The following is an 18,952-nucleotide window of genomic DNA, read 5'->3' as shown; positions in this document are numbered from 1 at the left end:
AGGCAGCGGTTACCATTCAAGTATTCCAATCCTTGTTAGGATTGAAGTAATGTGCGTCGCATGGACTTCTCGATGGGCGAATCCGCGGCCGGATTGCGCGGAGAGTTGCGCTCTCTGATCGCCGATCTGGTACCGGACGATTTCCGCGGTGCCTTCACCGACGACCCGGGTGATCTCGACGTGGCACAGGACTTCTGCCGGTTCCTGGCCGATCGAGGGTTGCTGTGCCTCGCCTGGCCGGAAGAGTTCGGCGGACGCGGTGCCACGGTCTGGGAGCAGACCGTCGTCCGTGAGGAGATGTGGGCGCATCACGAACCGCGGGGGGCCCAGTACATGGGGGTGAACTGGGTCGGACCGACGATCATGCGCCACGGCACCCAAGAGCAACAGCGTCGGCATCTACCGCCGATCGCGCGGGGCGAGGTGATCTGGTGCCAGGGATTCAGCGAGCCCGGCTCGGGTTCCGATCTGGCGTCGTTGCGCACTGCGGCCCGACGCGACGGTGACGGCTGGCGGATCTCCGGCCAGAAGATCTGGACGTCCTACGCCACGATGGCGCAATGGTGCTTCCTACTGGCCAGAACCTCGACCGGGGAGCGCAAACAGCAGGGGCTCACGGTGTTCCTGGTGCCGATGTCCGACCCCGGTATCGAGGTGCGACCGATTCGCGCGATGCTGGGCCCCCACCATCTCAACGAGGTGTTCATCAACGACCTGCGGGTGACCGACGCCCAGGTGCTCGGCACCGTCGACCAGGGCTGGGCAGTCGTGCAGGAGGTGCTGTCCTTCGAACGCGTCGGCATCGCTCGATACGCGCGATGCGAACTCCTCCTGCAAAAGGCGCCGACCGTGCTCGGGGACAGGTGGGACCAGCTGCCCGCCGGATTGCGGGAGCGATGGGCACGGGAGTTGGTGCGGTGTCGGCGGGCGCGGCTGCTGGCCTACCGGGTGGTGTCGATGCAGGCCGAGGGCAGGGTGCGTCCCGGTGATTCCGCGCTGTACCGGATCGCGGTGACCACCCTTGATCAATCGAGTGCCGAGGTTCTCGTCGAGATCGCCTCCCATCTGGCCGGCGACGACGAGGCCGCGCGACGATTCGACCTCGACGTGCGTGACCACTGGAGCTACTCGCAGGCGGCCACCGTGTCGTCGGGGAGCATCGAGATGCAGCGCATCCTGCTCGCCCGCGAGCTGCTGGCGGCCTCATGAACATCGACCTGTCCGCCGAGGCACTCGATTTCGGGGCCGCCGCACTGGGGGCGTTCGCGTCTGCCGGCGGCGATGAGATCGTCGAGACGGCCGAACGTGACCCGGTAGGGCGAGCGGCCGCGGTGGAGCCGATTCTGACCGAGCTCGGGGCGTGGGAGCTCGAACCCCGTGGTGACGCAGACGAACTCGAGGCGGCGGCGGCACTGTGCCGCAGCGCCGGCTACTGGGCCGTTCCGTATCCGATCGCCGAACGCCTCGCGCGCCCTGCCGATCTCGACGTCGATGCGCTCGTGGTGGTGTCCGATCACGACCCGTCGGCGACGATCGCCGGTCTCGACCTCACCCTGGTGGCGGTATCCCTGACCGGACGCCGCAGCCGGGCCATCGCGGTGCCGTCGGACGAATCTCCCCGCACATCCGGCTTCGTCTCCCGGCTGCAGCTGGATCCGCTCGACGAACATGGCGCCGACGACGTTGCCCTCGGGCTGGTCCTGCCGGTCTGGACGTTGCTCGGGATGCTCGATCGCGCACTGGAACTCACCCGAGCCCATGTCCTGCTCCGCGAGCAGTTCGGTCGGCCGCTGGCGCAGCTGCAGGGCGTGCAGTTCCAGCTCACCGATGCTGAGGTGGAGCGGGCCGGAGTCGAGATCCTGGCGAAATATGCGCTCTGGAGCATCGAATCGGGACACGCCGAGGCGCTCGACGATGCGCTGGCCCTTCGCCTGGCGGCGATAGAGGCCGCGGACATCGTGTTCCGTGTCGCGCATCAACTACACGGTGCGAGCGGATTCTGCGACGAGACGACCCTCTCGTGGTTGTCCCGCCACAGCCTCGCGATGCGCCGGCTGCCGGTCGGGCTGTCGGGAACCGGCGAGGCGCTGACCCGGCACCTCGGCCGACGGGGACTGACCGGGCTGTTCGGCGCAGCGGAACAGACGACGCAGGTTCGAGAGGTGGTCGCGCCGTGAGCTATGACCTGCCCGACGAACTGCGGGTGGACAGCGACGGTCCGATCCGGATCGTCACGATCAACCGGCCCGACGAGCTCGGCGCGGTCAACAAGTCCCTGCACTGGGCGTTGGCCAACGTGTGGCGACAGATCGCTGCAGACCGTGAGGCGGCCGTGGTGATCCTCACGGGAGCCGGCCGCGCTTTCAGCGCCGGTGGTGATCTCGACTGGATCACATCGTTTCTCGACGATCCGGTCGCCCGCGACGACAGCATCCGCGAGGGCGCCGAGATCATCGACGAGATGCTGCGCTTCCCGTTGCCGGTGATCGCGGCGGTCAACGGTCCGGCCGTGGGACTCGGCTGCAGTATGGCCGTGCTCTGCGACATCGTGCTCATCTCCGAGCGGGCACATCTCGCCGACCCGCACGTCGCCGTCGGGTTGGTCGCCGGCGACGGCGGTGCGGCGTTCTGGCCGTTGCTCACCCCGATTCTGCGTTCTCGGGAGTACCTCTACACCGGCGATCGGATCGCCGCGGCCACCGCGGTGGAGCTCGGGCTCGCGACGCGCACCGTCACACCCGACGAATTGCTGACGGAGGCAACCGAACTCGCCCGACGCCTGGCGGCTCAGCCGCGCGCCGCGTTACAGAGCACCAAGCGCATCGTCAACATGCACCTGTCCCAGGCGCTCGGTGGCCCGTTGCAGGCCGGCTTCGCGGCCGAGGTGGTCACCATGCAGTCCGACGAGCACCGGGAACGACTACTCGCGGTCGCGGGTAGGGCGGCCCGGCGATGACCGTCGCCATCCCCGCCGTCCGGTCCCGCGACGATGCCGAGTTCCGTTCCGCGGTTCGGGAGTGGTGTCGCGAGCATGTCCCGCCGGACTGGCGGACAACGCAGTCCGGGGCGTCCGACACGACCTTCGTCGACTTCCAGAAGAACTGGTTCGCCACATTGCGTGGCGCCGGCTATGCGGTACCCCACTGGCCTGCGGAGTGGGGTGGCGGGATGTCGGTCGACGATCAGATCGTGCTGTACCAGGAACTCGCCGCACACGACGCACCCCGCCTGGTGCTCCCGTTCGTGTCGATCCACCACGCCGCGTCGACACTGCTGGCAGCGGGCACCGAGGAGCAACGACGGCGTCACCTGCCGGCGATCCTCGACGGTCAGATCTGGTGCCAGGGCTTCTCCGAACCCGGGGCCGGCTCCGACATGGCGGCGCTGACCACCTCGGCGCGGCGGACCGGGGACGTGTACGTGGTGAACGGACAGAAGGTCTGGGCGAGCGGTGCGATGCACGCCGACTGGTGCCTGCTACTCGCGCGCACCGACCCGAATGCACCCAAGAGGCAGGGGATCTCCTACTTTCTGCTGGACATGTCCACGCCCGGCGTCGATGTCCGGCCGATCCGGCAGGCCACCGGGGAGTCGCACTTCTGCGAGATCTTCCTGGACGACGTGGAGATCCCCGCCACCGCGCTCGTCGGTCCCGAGAACGACGGCTGGCGCGTCGCGCAGGAGACGCTCGGCGCCGAGCGGGGGATGACCATGCTCGAACTCGCCGAGCGGCTCGGGCACGGCGGATTTCCCTGGCTGGTCGATCTGTGTGCCCGTTCCGGTCCGGATGGTGAACGGCCGCTGGATGACCCGCGCGTGGCGGACCGGCTCGCCGCACTGGAGACCGAGATCACCGGGCTGCGCCTGCTCTGCGCCGACTTCGTAGCCGGCGGCCGGGGCCCGGCCGACGCCTCGGTCGTCAAGCTCTACTACAGCGAAGTCCTGCAGCGGGTCACCGATTTCGGTGCCGAGATCGGTGGACTCGACGCCCAGACGCGGCTGCGCAAGCCACTCTCGAGTGGCTGGGAGTCCGGCAACTGGGTCCTCGACTTCATCGGATCGTGGGAATGGACCATCCCGGGCGGGACCAGCGAGATCCAGCGAACCATCATCGGGGAACGTGGCCTCGGTCTGCCCCGCGAGCCGAAGGGGTCGTGATGTCGACGCCGACCGACGAACTGGCCGAACTCCACGGGGACCTGGCAGCGGTGGCGCGTGACGTTCTCGGAGCCACTCCCGGTGGCGTGGCCGATTGGCGTGTCGTCGCGTCCGCCGGGTGGCTCGGCCTCGAGGTCCCCGGGGCCCTCGACGGCGCGGATGCGACGTTCGCCGAGGTTGCCGTGGTGTTGCGCGAGATCGGCCGGGCGGCGGCCCGCGGCGGCTATCCGGCGGTTGCCGGCCTCGCGATCGCCGCGCTCGACGCGACCGTCACGTGCGAGGCGCGGGACCGCATGGTCCGCCACACCGTCGCGGGTGAGTCCGTGCCGATCATTGTGCTCGAGGGAGAGCGTCTGTGCGGCAATAGGTTCCACCTCGAGACCACGCCGCACGGCCGATTCGTGCTGGGCGGATCGGCAGACTTCGTGCTCGATGCCCCTGCCGCGGACCACCTGCTCGTACCGGTAGTCACACCCGACGGCCGCGGCCGGCTGGTGGTCGTCGACCCGGCCGCGACCGGCGTGACCGTGGAACCTCGGCCGGTGGTCGACGACACGCGGACCTTCGGCCGGGTCGCCGCCGTCGATGTCGATGTCGCGGCCGAGGCGGTGTGGCCGATCCGCGCCGGGATCGGCGACCTACCCGGGCTGCTCCGTGACCGCGCGGCGGTCGCCGTGGCCTGCGACAGCCTGGGCCTCGCCGAGGCCATGCTCGACACCACCGTCGCGTACGTCGGTGTGCGGGAACAGTTCGGACGCAAGATCGGGTCGTTCCAGGCGGTCAAGCATGCGTGCGCCGACATGCTCGTCGAGATCACGGTGGCCCGCAAGCTCGTCGACTCGGCGGTGCGGCAGGTGACCGACGGGACGCCGGGGGCGTCGGTGGCAGCCGCCATGGCGGCGTCGTACTCCGCCGAGATGGCCGTGCGGGTCGCGGGCAAGGCGATGCAGCTGCACGGTGGCATCGGCTACACCTGGGAGAGCGGTGTCCACGTGTACCTCAAGCGCGCGACACTGAATCGGTCACTGTTCGGATCCGCTGCCCGGCATCGCGCGAGGATCGCCGAGCGTTACCGTCCGCTCGTGGCGACCCCGCCGGTCGGGTAGGCGCGAGCCGCGTCGCCCACTGGCCCAGTGGGCGCGAGCCCTGACCGCTGGTCGAGTAGGCGCGAGCCGCCCGATGTTACCCGTCCGCTGGTCGAGTAGGCGCGAGCCGCTAGGCGAGCGGCGTATCGAGACCATCTGCGGTGCAAGTGGTCTCGATACGACTCCTCGCCTAGCGGCTCGTCGTCTACTCGACCAGCGGGTGGTGGGGAGTCTCGGCTGCTCGACCGGCGGGTGGTGGGGAGTCTCGGCTACTCGACCGGCGGGTGGTGGGGAACTTCGTCTACTCGACCGGCGGGTGGCGGGAACCCTCGATCGAACTGACGACGGTCGCCGCGTCAGGGTCAGGTGGCCGTGAGGCGCTTGGTGGCCAGTTCGCGGAGGTCGGACGACTTGATCTTGGCGCTGCCGGTGAGGCTGATCTCGTCGTCGCGGAAGAACAGGACGCGGCGCGGCACCTTGTAGCTGGCCAGTTGTTCGCGCAGATATCCGCGGATTCGTTCGGCCTCGAGGTCGGCGCCCTCGTGCGGCACGATGCACGACACCACGACCTCGCCGAGGGTGTCGTGCGGGACACCAACGGTCCGAGCAACTTTCACTCCTGGATGCGCGACCAGCACGTCGTCGACCTCGAGTGGAGAGACATTGGCGCCGCCGGTCTTGATGATGTCGGTGAGCCGTCCCTCCCAGAACAGCCGGCCCCGGTCGTCGAGGTATCCGCCGTCGCCGGTGTGGAAGAAGCCCTCGTCGTCGACGGTCTCGGCCAGCGGGGTGCCGAGGTATCCCAGCATCAGGGTGGGGCCCTTGACACAGATCTCCCCGCGTTCACCGACCGGGACGGTGGTTCCGGTCAGTGCGTCGACGATCTTCACCGTGTTACCCGGCAGCGGCTCGCCGCTGCTGCCGCCGATCGCATCGTCCGGTGTGTTCGCCGCGAAACACGTGGTGATGGTGAAGGTCTCGGTGTTCCCGTACGCGTGCCCGGGCTCGGTGTAGGTCGTCGTCACCGAGGCATGGCGGGCGATCGGTGTGTTCCGGTCGACGAAGTGCATGGCGCTCAGGTCGACGGTGTCCCAGTTCGGTGCGGCTTCGAGCGCGGTCCACTGATGCGGCCAGGCCACCGGGAAGTTGACCCGTTCGGTGTCCATGAGGTCGAGCGCCTCGGCGGCGTCGAAGGTCGACTGCAGGACCAGCGAGCCACCGCAGGCCAGGGTCGAGCCCAGCGCCATCCCGAAGTTCCCCGACCAGAAGAACCCGTTGGCCGACCAGCACCGCACGTTGTCGTCCGGCGAGAGTCCGTACATGCGGCGAAAGCGCCACATTTGGATCGTGACGCCGCGGTGGGCGCTCAGGATGCCCTTGGGCTTGCTCGTCGAGCCCGAGGAGAAGAACAGCACCGCGGTGTCGCTGGGTCGGGTGCTCGCAGCGGTGGCCTCGATCAGTTCGCGCGGTTCGGTGCCCCCGAGACCCAGGAAGGTCTCCCAGTCGTCGATACCGGCGTGACCCGTGGCGTCACCGACCATCGCCAGGTAGGTCAGGAATGGAAAGGACGTTGAGCGCAGGGTGCCGGGTGGCGCTGTCGTCAGAAGTGGCTCCAGCTCCGAGAGGGCAACGGCGAGATCAGTTCTGGCGACCATACGCTCGAACAGCAACACCGAGATGCCGGACTCCTTCACGAGGTGATCCAGTTCGGCCGGTGTCGAGAACGTGCTGAGCGTGACGGCGACACCGCCGGCCAATGACGTGCCGAAGACTGCGGAGAGCCACTCGGCCCGGTTGGTCATCAACACCCCCACCCGACTGTCCTTGCCGACGCCGCGTGCACGCAGCGCGCGTGCGACCTCCATCGAGCGTTCCCACAGATCGGCGTAGGACCACCGCACGGTGCCCTGCGTCGTCCGCATCACGAGTGCCTCCCGTTCCGCGAACCTCTCCGTCACCTCCCGCAGAAAGCCGGGCAGCGTGAGGGTTCCGAGACCGGGTTCGTCGTCCAGCGGTGCGCCTGCGGCGATCGACGGCGCGGCGCACGCCGATTCGGCGGTGGCCGGAACAGTGGTGGGGGACAGGGTGCTCATGGCTGACCTCGCTGTGATCGGGCAGGGGGCGCCGCGTCAGAGCGGCAGTTCGACCTCGGCGATGCAGGACACGAGTCCGTCACCGTCCTGGTTGGTCAGTTTCAGCTTGATCTGCACGAGTGGGACACCCCACTCGGACTGGGCCTGTTTGTCGATGATCTCGGCGTCGAAATAGGTGACATCGCCCTCGAACGCGGGCGCGCGGAAGTCGGCCTTGGTGTGGCGCACCATGCCGTCGTAACCGGCCCAGTTGGCGAGGAAGTCGGTGCACCAGGCGCCCATCGTCGCGCCGTAGCCGTAGGCGCGGGCCATCCCGACCTCACCGGCCTTCTCGGCGTCGATGTGACCACGCGACGGGCCGACGTACAGGCCGTCACGTTTGCGAGGGTCGATCTTGGCGTCCTCTTCGTCGAAGCCGAAGCCCTCGCCCCACCCCGGGTCCTGGTAGACCCACGGATCGTCGATGCCCTCGGGGGCAACCCATTCGAACGTCCCCCAGATGTTGAACAGGAAGGCGCGGTACTCGGTGGTGAACGATGCGATGCTGTGCGGCCCGATCACCCGCCGCGGGAGCTTGTCGCCGACCTTCACCTCGTCGAAGTGCGGTGAGACGCCCAGCCGGTTCGACAGGAGCCATTCGCGGCGCAGCGCCTCGAGTTCGATCAGTTCGTCGTTCGTCCATCGCCTGACGACACCGATCTGGTTGTCGTACATGCCGCGCTTGGTCGCCTCGGCCGTCAGGTATCGGATGGCGGTCGAGCGTTCGCGCGCCACCAGCGCGCCATGCTGATTGGTGTGGGTGGTGTCGCCGCGGGAGAACATCGTGGGTCCGGCGAACTTGGTGTCGGCAACCTTGTAGTCGTGAAAGCGACGTTCCTGGAAGAGTTTGTCGCCGGGGCGCACCGGTGTGCCGTAGAACCACCACTCCTCGCCACCGAAGATGAGGTGGCTGTTGGGGATGTGCCCGACACACGCGGGCGCCGCACCGTGTCCGTAATCCAGTGCCACCGCTATCGATTGGGGCGCGATGATGCCTCCGTAGCGGGACTCCCGCGCGAACTGCTCGTTCCAGTGGATCGGGTTGGGATTGTCCATCGCCATCACCCAACGGCGGATGTCGGACGTGCTGCACGGATCCCACAGCTGCCCACCACCGATCGGCTTGCCCACCCGGTGATCGACATCGGAGAGGTCGAGTTCGGTGACCTCGGATGCGGTCTCGCTCGTGCTTTCGGTCGTGCTGCTCAACGTATGCTCCCGCTTCATCGATTGACGTCGACGACGATCCGGCCGCGGACCGTCCCGTCCATGAGTTCCCTGGCGGCGGCGATCGACTCCCGCAGGGAGACCTCGCGCGCGATCGACTCCAACGCATCCGTGTCCAGGTCGCGGACCAGCCGATCCCAGGCGGTGATCCGCCGCGGCTTGGGTGCCATCACGCTGTCGACACCCAGCAGGGACACGCCGCGCAGGATGAAGGGTGCGACCGAGGCCGGGAAGTCCATGCCCTGGGCCAGACCGCATGCCGCGACCGCGCCGCCGTAGCGGGTCTGAGCACACGCGTTGGCCAGGGTGTGGCTGCCGACCGAGTCGACGACACCTGCCCAGCGTTCCTTCTGTAGCGGCTTGCCCTTGTCGGCCAGCTCGGCGCGGTCCACGATCGTGGTCGCGCCCAACTGCTCGAGGTAAGCGGATTCGGAGGTCTTCCCGGTCGATGCGGCGACCGAGAACCCGGCCTTGGTCAGCAGGGCGATCGCCACACTGCCCACGCCACCGGTCGCACCCGTGACGAGAACCTCGCCCTGATCGGGCGTCACACCCCCGTCGAGCAGCGCGTCGACGCACAGAGCGGCGGTGTAACCGGCGGTGCCGATCGCCATGGCCTGTCGCGAGGTGAACCCGGCCGGGACGGGGATCAACCAGTCGCCGTCGAGCCGGGCGCGCTGAGCGAAACCGCCCCAATGCTTTTCGCCGACACCCCAACCGTTGAGTAGCACACGGTCACCCGTCCTCCATTCCGCGTGCGAACTCTCGACGACGGTGCCGGCGAGGTCGATGCCGGGCACCATCGGAAACGCACGCACCACCGGTGAACTCCCGGTGATGGCGAGCGCGTCCTTGAAGTTCAGCGACGAATAGTCCACCTCGATCTCGACGTCGCCCGCGGGGAGGTCGGACGTCTCCAGGTTCTGGACCGAGACCGACTGTCCGGCCTCGCCTTTCTCGATGACAACAGCCGAAAACTTCTGCAAAGCCGTTCCTTCCCAAGGGAGAGATGTCGTTGCAGCCGACGTTACGTCAATCCTCACAAGGATAGCAATACTTGATGGTTAAGCCCGTCCGATCATCGTGCGGTCCACCCGCCATCGACGACGATGGTCTGGCCGGTGACGTAGGCGCCGGCGTCGCCGGCCAGCCAGAGGACCGCTCCGACGATGTCCTGCGCGGTTCCCTGCATCGGTAGCGGGGTGTTGCGGCGGAGGTACTCGGCGGCACGCTCGGCGGTGTACAGCGGCTCGGTGATCTCGCTGCGAAAGAAGCCGGGCGCCACCGTGTTCACCCGGATCGAGTGCCTCGCCCACTGCACGGCCAACTCGGTCGTCAGGCCGGAGAGTCCGGCCTTGCTCGCCGCATAGGAGGCCTGCGGTATGCCCGGAATGCCGACCCGGCCGCTGATCGATGAGATGTTGATGACCGATCCCCGTCCGACGTCACGCATGTGCGGAAAGACGCTCTGCGCGAGCACGAGCGGCGCCATCAGATTGAGGGACATGGTGGAACGGATCGCGTCGATCGGCTCGGACTCCGCCCGTTCCTCGGTGAACATGGTGCCGGCGGCGTTGACGACGATCTCCGGTGGACCGAGGCCGTCGATCACCTGCGGCACGATGTCGCCCACCTGGTCGAGGTCGGACAGGTCGCAGGTGACGGCGAGCCCGTCCACTCTCGCGGCGATCTCCGCGAGCCGTTCTCGACGACGGGCCACCACCGCCACCCGCGCCCCGGCAGAGGCCAGCGTCTCTGCCACGGCGACGCCGAGTCCCGAGGATGCCCCGGTCACGATGGCCACCCGGCCGTCGAGGCCGAACATCTCGGCGGCAGGTAGACCCCGATCGACGCTCACGCCGGGCCTCGCGCCGTCGATGCGGCGACGAGATCGGCGAGCTCGGTTCGCCGCACCTTGCCCATGGCGTTCACGGGGAGCTCATCGACCAGGGTCCAGATCTCCGGAACCTTATAGGGGGAGAGCGCCTTTCGGCACCGTTCCGCGAGCGCCTCGAAATCGACGGGTCGGCCTGTGCTCTCGACGACCGCCGCCACGCGCTGGCCGAGGCGATCGTCGGGAACCGGGTAGACGGCGACCCGCGCGACATCGGGATCGGCGCCGATGATGCGTTCCACCTCGAGCGGGTACACGTTGGCGCCGCCCCTGATGATGACCAGTTTCTTTCGGTCCAGGACGGTGAGCCAGCCCTCGTCGTCGACCGTTCCGACGTCGCCGGTGGCCATTGGCCCGGGACCGGCAGGCTGCAGGCCGTCACGCTCCCAATGGCCGAGCATCGGCCGCCACGCACCTGCCCACGGACCGTCGGAGCGGCCCGACAATCTCAGCTCGCCGAGCTCTCCTGCGGGTAGGCGCCGTCCGTCGTCGTCATAGGCCGCGACATCGAAATGGGCCAGCACCCGACCACTCGCGCCGGTGCGCCACTCGTTGCCCCGTGGGTCGATCGCCACGACGGTCGGTGCCTCGGTGAGTCCGTACGTGGCGCGCGGCACGATGCCATGCGCCGCGGCGAAATCGCGGCGCAGCTCATCGGAGGTGTCACTGCCGCCGCTCCAGACCTCGACGAGCGCACCGAGGTCGACCTCCGGTCGACGGGCGAGGTCGTAGAGCTGGGCCGGCGCACCGTTCCATACGGTCACCGCTCGGCTGGTGATCCACTCGACGACGCCGTCGACGTCGCGGCGGTCCATCACGACCGCGCAACCCCCGCACTGGGCGGTCAGCAGCGTCGACAGCACCATGAGGTTGAGGATCGTGAGCGGGAAGCTGTCGCCCTTGCGAAGGCCCGGCCCCCAGCCGCGGTCGGCACCGAGCGCCGCCCCGGGCAGCAGCATGTTGCGCTGGCTGTGCACCACGGCCTTGGGGCGCCCCGACGTCCCGCTGGTGAACGCGATGCCCGCGGGTGCGTCGATGTCGACGTCGACGGCGGGCGCGTTCTCGTCACCGGCCAGGAGGTCGGACCATCGTGCCGGATCGACGCGTCCTGCCGACGTGACCCGACAGCGGGTGCCGGCCAACGTCACCGACGGCTCGACGAGGTCGTGAACGCCCTGCTGCTCGTCCTCCGTCAACGCCTCCCCGATGCCGGCCCAGATGGCGCCGATACGTTGTGTGCCATGGAATGCCGCGACGATGTCGAGATCGTTGGGCAGACAGGCCGCGACTCGGTCGCCGGGGCGTACCCCGAGTGCCCAGAGTGCGCCGGCGGCCCGACGCGCCTGCTGATCGAGCTCGGCGTACGACCACACGCCGGATGCAGCCTCGACGGCCGGGGAATCAGGCCTCGACGAGAGGGTCGGGTCCAGCACGGTGCCTATCGTCTTGAAATTCTCCACCCGCTACTAATACCACTATCCTTGTAAGGATTGATCTGATAGCTTGTGTCCGGTGATGGCAGGCGAACACGATGCCGCGGCATGCGGGATCGAGGGCGGATGAAGCACACAGGTCCCCTCTGTGGGGTTCGCGTGGTCGATCTGACGGCCATGGTCATGGGTCCGTATTGCACCCAGATCATGGCTGACATGGGCGCCGATGTGGTCAAGATCGAGCCACCCGCGGGTGACAACACCCGCTACATCTCGGTGGGTCCGGAGCCGGGCATGGCGGGCGTGTTCGTGAACGTGAACCGCGGGAAGCGCAGTGCGGTACTGGATCTACGCTCTGACGCCGGCCGGTCCGCGCTGCGTGGACTGATCGCCGACGCCGATGTGTTCATCCACTCGATGCGTGGGTCGGCGATCGCGCGGCTCGGGTTCGCCTACGACGAGGTCGCCGCGATCAATCCGTCGATCGTCTACACCAACTGCTACGGCTATGGGCGTCGCGGCCCCGACGCGGACCGAACCGCTTACGACGACACCATCCAGGCGGAATGCGGCCTGCCGTTCGTTCAGGAGCAACTCACCGGGGAGGCCGGCTACGTCGGGACCATCATGGCCGACAAGGTCGCCGGCATGACGGCGCTGTACGCGACGATGATGGCGCTCTTCCATCGCGAGCGGACCGGTGACGGGCAGGAGGTCGAGGTGAGCATGTTCGAGACGATGGCGGCATTCATGCTCGTCGAGCATGCCAACGGCGCGATGTTCGATCCGCCGCTCGGTCCGGCCGCGTATCCCCGGGCCGTATCGCCGAATCGAAAGCCGTATCGCACCAAGGACGGCCACATCTCGGCCCTCGTCTACAACGACAAGCAGTGGTCGGTGTTCGTCGAGGCGGTCAATCCACCGTGGGCCGGTGATCATTTCGCGACTCTCGCGCAGCGGGCCGCCCGGATCGACACCGTCTACGCGTTGCTGGGCGAGACGTTCGCCGAACGAACCACACAGGAATGGCTGGATCTGCTGCGTTCGCTGGACATCCCGGCCGCGCCGGTCAACAGTCTCGACGACCTGTTCCACAACGACCACCTGAACGCCGTCGGCCTCTTCGAAGATGTGGAAACCCCCAACGGGACAGTGCGTTTCCCCGGGACTCCGGCCTGGTTCTCACGCACTCCGGGTCGGGTGGCGGGTCCGGCTCCCCGGCTGGGCGGCGACACCGAGGAGGTGCTCGACGAGATGCGGCTGCGAGCGCGAGAGGTAAACGGTGGCCGAGAGCGTGATTGAGATGGGCACACATTCGGCGTCCACGCCCTCGGCGGAGCACCTCGCGTGACGGTCGAAACCCCCTCCCAGAGTGTCGATCTGTCGATGTTGCTGCGTCCGGGTGACAACATCGTGATCGGCCAGGCGTGCGGTGAGCCGACCACGCTGCTCGAAGCGCTCGTCGCGCAGGGCGCCGACATCGGCGGTCTGCGCGCCTTTGTCGCGACCAGCTTCTCCGGCACCCTGACCCCGGCGTCAGCGGGGGCCGTACGGTTGTCGAGCATGGGCGCGATCGGCACCCTGCGATCGATGACCAAGGACCACGTGTTGGACATCATCCCGTGTCACGTCGGTCAGGTGGCACCGATGATCGTCACGGGGCACCTGCCGTGCGACGTGGCCTTCGTCCAGGTGAGCCCGGCAGATGCCAACGGCGACCACAGCTTCGGGCTGATCAGCGACTACGTGCGGGCAGCAGTCACGACGGCACGGGTCGTCATCGCCGAGGTCAACGATCAGGTGCCCTACACGCTCGGTGAGCTCCTGCCCGCGTCGCAGATCGATCACATGGTGCACGTTTCGCGCCCGCCGATCCAGGTCAGTCCGGCGAGGATCGGGGACACCGATCGTGCCATCGCCGGGTTCGCGGCCGCCTACATCGAGGACGGTTCGGTCATCCAGATGGGTGTCGGCGCGGTGCCCGACGCGATGCTGCAACTGCTCGTCGACCGTACGGACCTCGGCGTGCATTCCGGCATGGTCGGCGACGGGTTGGTCGACCTGGTCGAGGCGGGTGCGGTAACCAACGCGCGCAAGCGGATCGATCCGGGAGTGACCGTCACCGGTGCACTGATCGGTACGCAGCGCCTCTACGACTTCGCGCACCGGAACCCGGATATGCGGATGTGCGCGACGTCGTACACCCATGATGCCGGGGTGATGGGCCGGCTCGACAAGCTCGTGACGATCAACTCCGCTGTCGAGGTCGACCTCACCGGACAGGTGAACGCGGAGCAGAGCGGCTCGACCTACGTCGGGGGCACCGGCGGACAGGTCGACTTCGTGAGGGCCGGCGCGCGGTCGCGCGGTGGGCATTCGATAGTGGCCCTCCCGTCGACCGCGAAGGGCGGCACCGTCAGTCGGATCACCTCGACGCTGTCTGGTCCGGTGACGACCGCGCGCAGCGAGGTCGACGTGGTGGTCACCGAGTTCGGTGCGGCCGAGCTCAGAGGCTCCAGCATCGCCGAACGAACCCGTCGCCTGATCGCCATCGCCCACCCCGACTTCCAGGAGGACCTGGCGCGGGCGGCCCATCCGATCCAGCAGCGGAGGTACTAAGCCAGTGAGTGACGCCGTCCTGTTCGATGTCGACGACGAGATCGCGATCATCACGCTGAACCGGCCGGATTCCCGGAACTGCCTGTCCGAGGACGTCCGGGACGGACTGGCGCAGGCGTGGGATCGATTCGAGCACACCGATGGACTGCGCGTTGCCGTTCTCACGGGAACCGGGGAGACGTTCTGCGCCGGTGGAGATCTCAAGGAGATGGTGGCGACCGGGATGCAGGTGCCACCTCGGAACATGTTCGCCCTGCCCTACGACACGGTGCAGTTGACCAAGCCGACCATCGCGGCGGTCAATGGTGCCGCATTCGCCGGCGGCTGGATGATCGCCCAGGCGTGCGACCTCTGCGTCGCCGACAGCCGGGCGAAGTTCGCGGTGACCGAGGTGAAGGTCGGCAGGAGCTCACCGTGGGCATCGCCGCTGATCCACATGATCCCGCAGCGCATCATGATGGAGATCCTGCTGACCGGTAAGCCGATCACGGCGCAGCGTGCCTACGAGATCGGGTTGGTCAATCGCATAGCCGAGTCGGGAGACGTGCTGGGCACGGCAATGGAACTGGCTCGGGAGATCCTGGCCGGCGCGCCATTGTCGGTCCGCGCCGCGCGGGAGACGGTCATGCTCTCGACGGAGATGGGTCGGTCCGCGGCCCTGCAGGCCGCGCGGGCGGCGTCGGAGCACTGCTATCGCAGTGACGACGCCCAGGAGGGGCCGGCGGCGTTCGCCCAGAAGCGAACTCCCCGCTACCGGGGTCGCTGACAGCAGAGAGTTCGTGGAGCCCCGGACGGCCTATCTGGCGTGGTCCCTGGGGAGATGGGCGGTCAAACTCGGCTCGGGTTCGATTCCGAAGCAACGCAACGACATCGCCAGCATCGCATAGCAGCCGACGGTGAAGACGACGTCCATCAGTTGTTGCTCGTCGAGTTGTGCGGTGAGCACCTCCCACGTCTCGTCCCCGATGGTGCCGGCGTTCAGCAATTGGTCGACGGAGACGACAAGCGCGCGCTCATCCGGCGTCCACCCGGGCGCGTCGGGACCTTCGGCGACCCTCTCGATCTCGTCGGCGGTCATCCCGGCACGCGCGGCGAGGATCGCGTGCTGGGCCCATTCGTAGTCCGCCTGCCGGATGTGCGCCACCCGCAGGATCAGCAGTTCCCGTTGCCGCGCCGACAATGCCGATCCGGCGAGCAGATGCTTGTTGAAGGTCAGGAACGCCATCGCCAGGGTCGGATAGCGGGCGAGCGTGCCGAGCAGATTGTCCCCGGCCTGCCGCTCGTGATCGGGACTGACGCTTTTCACCGACGACCGGAACCCGTCCACGAAGTCCCGCATCTGAGGAGACCAGTCCTCCCTGCACGCCGGCGGTATCCGCGCGGTCACGTGTTGCGCCCGCCGTTGACCCCGATGATCTGCCCGGTGATGTACCCGGCTTCGTCGCTGACCAGGAACGCGCATGTGGCAGCGACATCCTCGGGTCGCCCGATTCTGCCGACCGGTGTCTTCGCGATCTGGGTGTCGACGTCGACCATCCCCGAGTCCACGGTCCTGCGCAGCATGGGTGTGTCGATGAAGCCGGGCGGGATGGTGTTCACGGTGATTCCCCGTCGCCCGAACTCGAGCGCGAGAACCTTTGTCAGACCGACCACCCCGGACTTCGCGGTGACGTATCCCGCCAATCCCGGCGAGCCGCTGTGCACGCTCGACGACGAGATGTTGACGATGCGGCCCCAGCCCTCCTCGAGCATGTCGGGGAGCACGGCCTGGCAGCAGTCGAACGTGCCGGTGAGGTTGATGGCGAGCGCACGGTTCCAGGTATCGGCAGTGATCTCCAGGAAGGGGGTGGCGAGCGTGGCGCCGGCACTGTTGACGAGCACGGTCGGTCGGCCGAGTCGTGCGCGGACCTGCTCGGCGCCGTCATCGATCTGAGCACGGTCGGTCACGTCGACGGCGAGGCCGATCGCCTTGCCACCGGCATCCTCGATCGCCCGGGCGGCCGCCTCGGCGGCGTCGCCGTTGATGTCGAAGATCGCGACCTGATCGTTGCCGGACGCCAGCCGCGCGCTGATGGCACCACCGATTCCGGACGCGCCACCGGTGACTATGGCTGTGCGTCCGCTCATTTGATCTTCTCCTCGCCGGCGACCGTGAGTCGATGCATGACCCGGGGCTTGTCCCGGTCGAACTCGCGTACCCGATGGACCAGACCCGTGTTGTCCCAGAACACGGTGTCGCCCTCGGTCCAGCTGTGGCTGCACACCTTGCCGGGGCCGGTGACACGGTCGCGCAGCTCGGCGAGCAGCGCCTTGCCCTCGTCCACGTCCATGCCGACGATGTGCGATGCCGTCGCGCCCAGGACGAGTGATCGGCGTCCGGAATCGTGCTCCCAGACCAGCGGATGTTCCCGAGCGGTGCGGGTGGCCCAGTCGGCCAGCTGTTCCGGTGTCGGGTCGGTGTAGGTCATGCGCTGAACGGCATCGAAGGTGTGCACGACCCGCAACTCGGCGAAGCGCTGCCGCTCCTCGTCGGACAGCTCGTCGTAGGCCGCGTAGGTACTGGCGAATTCTGTTTCCCCGCCCTCGGCGGAGGTGACCCGGGCCGTGAGTATCGAGGTCTTGGGGGCGATCTCGTCGAGCAGTCCGTCGATGTGCCAGAACTCGTTGCTGCGCAGGTACTCCGCGTTCGGGTTGGACGGATCGAAACTGATCTCCATCACCTTCTCGTTCGCGGGGGGACGATGTGAGAAGTCGATCAGCGTGCCGAGTCTGGCACAGAACCCGGCCATCGCCTCGTCGGTGGCGTGGAGTTCGGGGAACAGCAGCACCCCGTACTTCTCGAGCGCCTCGGCAACCGCGGTGGGCAGGTCGGGGTCGGTGCTGAGTCGGTCGGCGTCGACGTCGAGCACCTTTGCGCCGACGTTCTCCGAGAGCCTTTCCGTTCTGATCGTGCTCATTGGTCAGTCCCCCTTTTCCGGTGCGTAGCCGAGGATGCCCTTGATCTCCAGGTAGTCGTCGAAGCCGAACTCACCCCACTCGCGGCCGTTGCCGCTCTTCTTGTAACCACCGAACGGCGCGCAGAAGTCGAAGGCGTCATTGATCGCCACCGAACCGGCGCGGATTCGCCGGGCGACCGCACGGGCCTGATCGAGGTCGGCGCCCGCGACGAAACCCGCGAGACCGTACTCGGTGTCGTTGGCGATCTCGATCGCGTGGTCGACGCTGTCATAGCCGAGGATCGTCAGCACCGGGCCGAAGATCTCCTCCCGGGCAATCGCCATGTCGTTCTTGACATCCGCGAAGACGGTCGGCCGGACGTAGTAACCCTTGGTGAGCCCTTCGGGTCGCCCGGGCCCGCCGGCGACCAGGGTCGCGCCGTCGTCCACACCCTGCTTGATCAGATTCTGGATCTTGTCGAACTGCGACTTCGAGACGACCGGACCGATGGCGAAGTCACCGGCCGGGTCGCCCACGGTGACCGTGGGTGCGGCGCCCTTCGCCGCGTCGATCGCCTCCTCCATCCGATGATTGGGCACCAGCATGCGCGATGGCGCGCTGCATGTCTGTCCCGAGTTGAGCATCATCGTGACGACACCCTTCGCGACGTTCTCGGCGAGATCCGCATCGTCGAGCACGATGTTGGGTCCCTTGCCGCCGAGTTCCTGGGTGACCCGCTTGACGCCGGCTGCCGCATTCTTCGCGATGTCGATGCCCGCGCGGGTGGAACCGGTGAACGAGACCATGTCGACGTCCGGATGTCCGGACAGCGGCACGCCCACGCCCGGTCCGTCGCCCTGCACCAGATTGAACACGCCGGCGGGCACCCCTGCGGCGTCGAGGATCTCGGTGAAGATCTGGCCGGTGAACGGTGAGCGCTCCGACGGTTTGAGGACCATCGTGCAGCCGGTCGCCAGAGCGGGGAAGACCTTCACCGCGATCTGGTTCATCGGCCAGTTCCACGGGGTGATCAACGCACACACGCCGATCGGTTCCCTGACGATGAGCGACTCACCCCGCTGCTCCTCGAAGGTGAACTTCTGTAGTGCCTCGATCGCGGTGCCGAGGTGGCCGGCGCCCAGCCCGACCTGGAAGCCGTTCGCCAGCGCCGACGGCGCGCCCATCTCCTCGGTGAGTGCCGCGCCCAGGTCGCCACTGCGATTCTGGTATTCGGCGGAGATGTTCTGCAGCAACTCGATCCGGTCGGCAACGGAACTCACCGACCACGAGTCGAAGGCCTGACGGGCGGCCGCGACCGCCTTGTCGACATCGGCCGCGGTGCCGGTGGCGACGGTGCCGCACACCTCCTCGGTGGCCGGATTGATGACCTCGAAGGTCGCCGACTGGGCGGGTTCGACCCATCGGCCACCGATGTAGAACGTGCGGTACTCACGCATGACATCCCCA

Annotated in this window: 17 protein-coding genes; 8 read left to right on the top strand and 9 right to left on the bottom strand. The window is 67.7% G+C overall.

Annotated elements, in window-relative coordinates; translation table 11 throughout:
- The first annotated feature begins 60 nt into the window (after window positions 1–60).
- Genes D7316_RS08505 through D7316_RS08485 form a run of 5 tightly spaced genes read left to right on the top strand, consistent with a single transcriptional unit; the run spans window position 61 to window position 5,264 of the window.
- Window positions 61–1,209: an acyl-CoA dehydrogenase family protein gene (locus D7316_RS08505; protein ID WP_124707900.1), complete on the top strand. Its 1,149-nt coding sequence runs from the start codon at window positions 61–63 to the stop codon at window positions 1,207–1,209.
- Window positions 1,206–2,177: an acyl-CoA dehydrogenase family protein gene (locus tag D7316_RS08500; RefSeq protein ID WP_124707899.1), complete on the top strand. Its 972-nt coding sequence runs from the start codon at window positions 1,206–1,208 to the stop codon at window positions 2,175–2,177. The genes D7316_RS08505 and D7316_RS08500 overlap by 4 nt, the downstream gene beginning before the upstream one ends.
- On the top strand, window positions 2,174–2,956 hold the full coding sequence (locus D7316_RS08495) for an enoyl-CoA hydratase/isomerase family protein (RefSeq protein ID WP_124707898.1): 783 nt from the start codon (window positions 2,174–2,176) through the stop codon (window positions 2,954–2,956). The genes D7316_RS08500 and D7316_RS08495 overlap by 4 nt, the downstream gene beginning before the upstream one ends.
- On the top strand, window positions 2,953–4,158 hold the full coding sequence (locus tag D7316_RS08490; RefSeq protein ID WP_124707897.1) for an acyl-CoA dehydrogenase family protein: 1,206 nt from the start codon (window positions 2,953–2,955) through the stop codon (window positions 4,156–4,158). Before D7316_RS08495 ends, D7316_RS08490 begins: the two co-directional genes overlap by 4 nt.
- Window positions 4,158–5,264 carry an acyl-CoA dehydrogenase family protein gene (locus D7316_RS08485; protein WP_124707896.1) on the top strand — a complete coding sequence of 369 codons (1,107 nt, stop codon included), beginning with the start codon at window positions 4,158–4,160 and terminating at the stop codon, window positions 5,262–5,264. Before D7316_RS08490 ends, D7316_RS08485 begins: the two co-directional genes overlap by 1 nt.
- Window positions 5,265–5,605: 341 nt before the next feature.
- Here the strand turns inward: D7316_RS08485 and D7316_RS08480 are convergent, their stop codons facing one another.
- The 5 genes from D7316_RS08480 to D7316_RS08460 form a co-directional block, all read right to left on the bottom strand.
- On the bottom strand, window positions 5,606–7,336 hold the full coding sequence (locus D7316_RS08480; protein WP_124707895.1) for a class I adenylate-forming enzyme family protein: 1,731 nt from the start codon (window positions 7,334–7,336) through the stop codon (window positions 5,606–5,608).
- Window positions 7,337–7,372: 36 nt separating this feature from the next.
- Window positions 7,373–8,584, bottom strand: a complete 1,212-nt coding sequence (locus D7316_RS08475; RefSeq protein ID WP_232016828.1) for a MaoC family dehydratase — start codon at window positions 8,582–8,584, stop codon at window positions 7,373–7,375.
- Window positions 8,585–8,598: 14 nt separating this feature from the next.
- Window positions 8,599–9,588, bottom strand: coding sequence for an acrylyl-CoA reductase (NADPH) (gene acuI / locus D7316_RS08470; RefSeq protein ID WP_124707893.1), 990 nt, complete (start codon window positions 9,586–9,588; stop codon window positions 8,599–8,601).
- 92 nt (window positions 9,589–9,680) lie between these two features.
- Window positions 9,681–10,460 carry an SDR family NAD(P)-dependent oxidoreductase gene (locus tag D7316_RS08465; protein WP_232016827.1) on the bottom strand — a complete coding sequence of 260 codons (780 nt, stop codon included), beginning with the start codon at window positions 10,458–10,460 and terminating at the stop codon, window positions 9,681–9,683.
- Window positions 10,457–11,929 (bottom strand): class I adenylate-forming enzyme family protein, encoded by a 1,473-nt coding sequence (locus tag D7316_RS08460; protein ID WP_124707892.1) that lies wholly within the window; start codon window positions 11,927–11,929, stop codon window positions 10,457–10,459. Before D7316_RS08460 ends, D7316_RS08465 begins: the two co-directional genes overlap by 4 nt.
- 126 nt (window positions 11,930–12,055) lie before the next feature.
- Between D7316_RS08460 and D7316_RS08455 the strand changes: the two genes are divergently transcribed.
- Genes D7316_RS08455 through D7316_RS08445 form a run of 3 tightly spaced genes read left to right on the top strand, consistent with a single transcriptional unit; the run spans window position 12,056 to window position 15,314 of the window.
- The gene (locus D7316_RS08455; RefSeq protein ID WP_124707891.1) at window positions 12,056–13,231 is read left to right on the top strand and encodes a CaiB/BaiF CoA transferase family protein; all 1,176 of its coding nucleotides are present in this window, start codon (window positions 12,056–12,058) and stop codon (window positions 13,229–13,231) included.
- A gap of 45 nt (window positions 13,232–13,276) precedes the next feature.
- The gene (locus tag D7316_RS08450; RefSeq protein WP_232016826.1) at window positions 13,277–14,548 is read left to right on the top strand and encodes an acetyl-CoA hydrolase/transferase family protein; all 1,272 of its coding nucleotides are present in this window, start codon (window positions 13,277–13,279) and stop codon (window positions 14,546–14,548) included.
- A 4-nt stretch (window positions 14,549–14,552) separates the two neighbouring features.
- The gene (locus tag D7316_RS08445) at window positions 14,553–15,314 is read left to right on the top strand and encodes an enoyl-CoA hydratase/isomerase family protein (protein WP_124707890.1); all 762 of its coding nucleotides are present in this window, start codon (window positions 14,553–14,555) and stop codon (window positions 15,312–15,314) included.
- Between the two features lie 30 nt (window positions 15,315–15,344).
- Here the strand turns inward: D7316_RS08445 and D7316_RS08440 are convergent, their stop codons facing one another.
- From D7316_RS08440 to D7316_RS08425, 4 genes are read right to left on the bottom strand one after another with little or no spacing between them, the layout of a single operon-like run.
- Window positions 15,345–15,887, bottom strand: a complete 543-nt coding sequence (locus D7316_RS08440) for a carboxymuconolactone decarboxylase family protein (protein WP_232016825.1) — start codon at window positions 15,885–15,887, stop codon at window positions 15,345–15,347.
- A gap of 44 nt (window positions 15,888–15,931) precedes the next feature.
- A complete protein-coding gene (locus tag D7316_RS08435) occupies window positions 15,932–16,675 on the bottom strand; it encodes an SDR family NAD(P)-dependent oxidoreductase (protein ID WP_124707888.1) in 744 nt (247 codons plus the stop codon).
- Complete coding sequence (locus D7316_RS08430; RefSeq protein WP_124707887.1) at window positions 16,672–17,505, bottom strand: TauD/TfdA dioxygenase family protein; 834 nt, start codon at window positions 17,503–17,505, stop codon at window positions 16,672–16,674. The genes D7316_RS08435 and D7316_RS08430 overlap by 4 nt, the downstream gene beginning before the upstream one ends.
- A gap of 3 nt (window positions 17,506–17,508) precedes the next feature.
- Window positions 17,509–18,942, bottom strand: coding sequence for an aldehyde dehydrogenase family protein (locus D7316_RS08425; protein ID WP_124707886.1), 1,434 nt, complete (start codon window positions 18,940–18,942; stop codon window positions 17,509–17,511).
- Window positions 18,943–18,952: the final 10 nt, after the last annotated feature.

Source organism: Gordonia insulae, from assembly GCF_003855095.1.
GTDB classification, from domain to species: domain Bacteria; phylum Actinomycetota; class Actinomycetes; order Mycobacteriales; family Mycobacteriaceae; genus Gordonia; species Gordonia insulae.
Note: the sequence above shows the minus strand (reverse complement) of the source record. Positions and strands in the feature narration are given on the sequence as shown.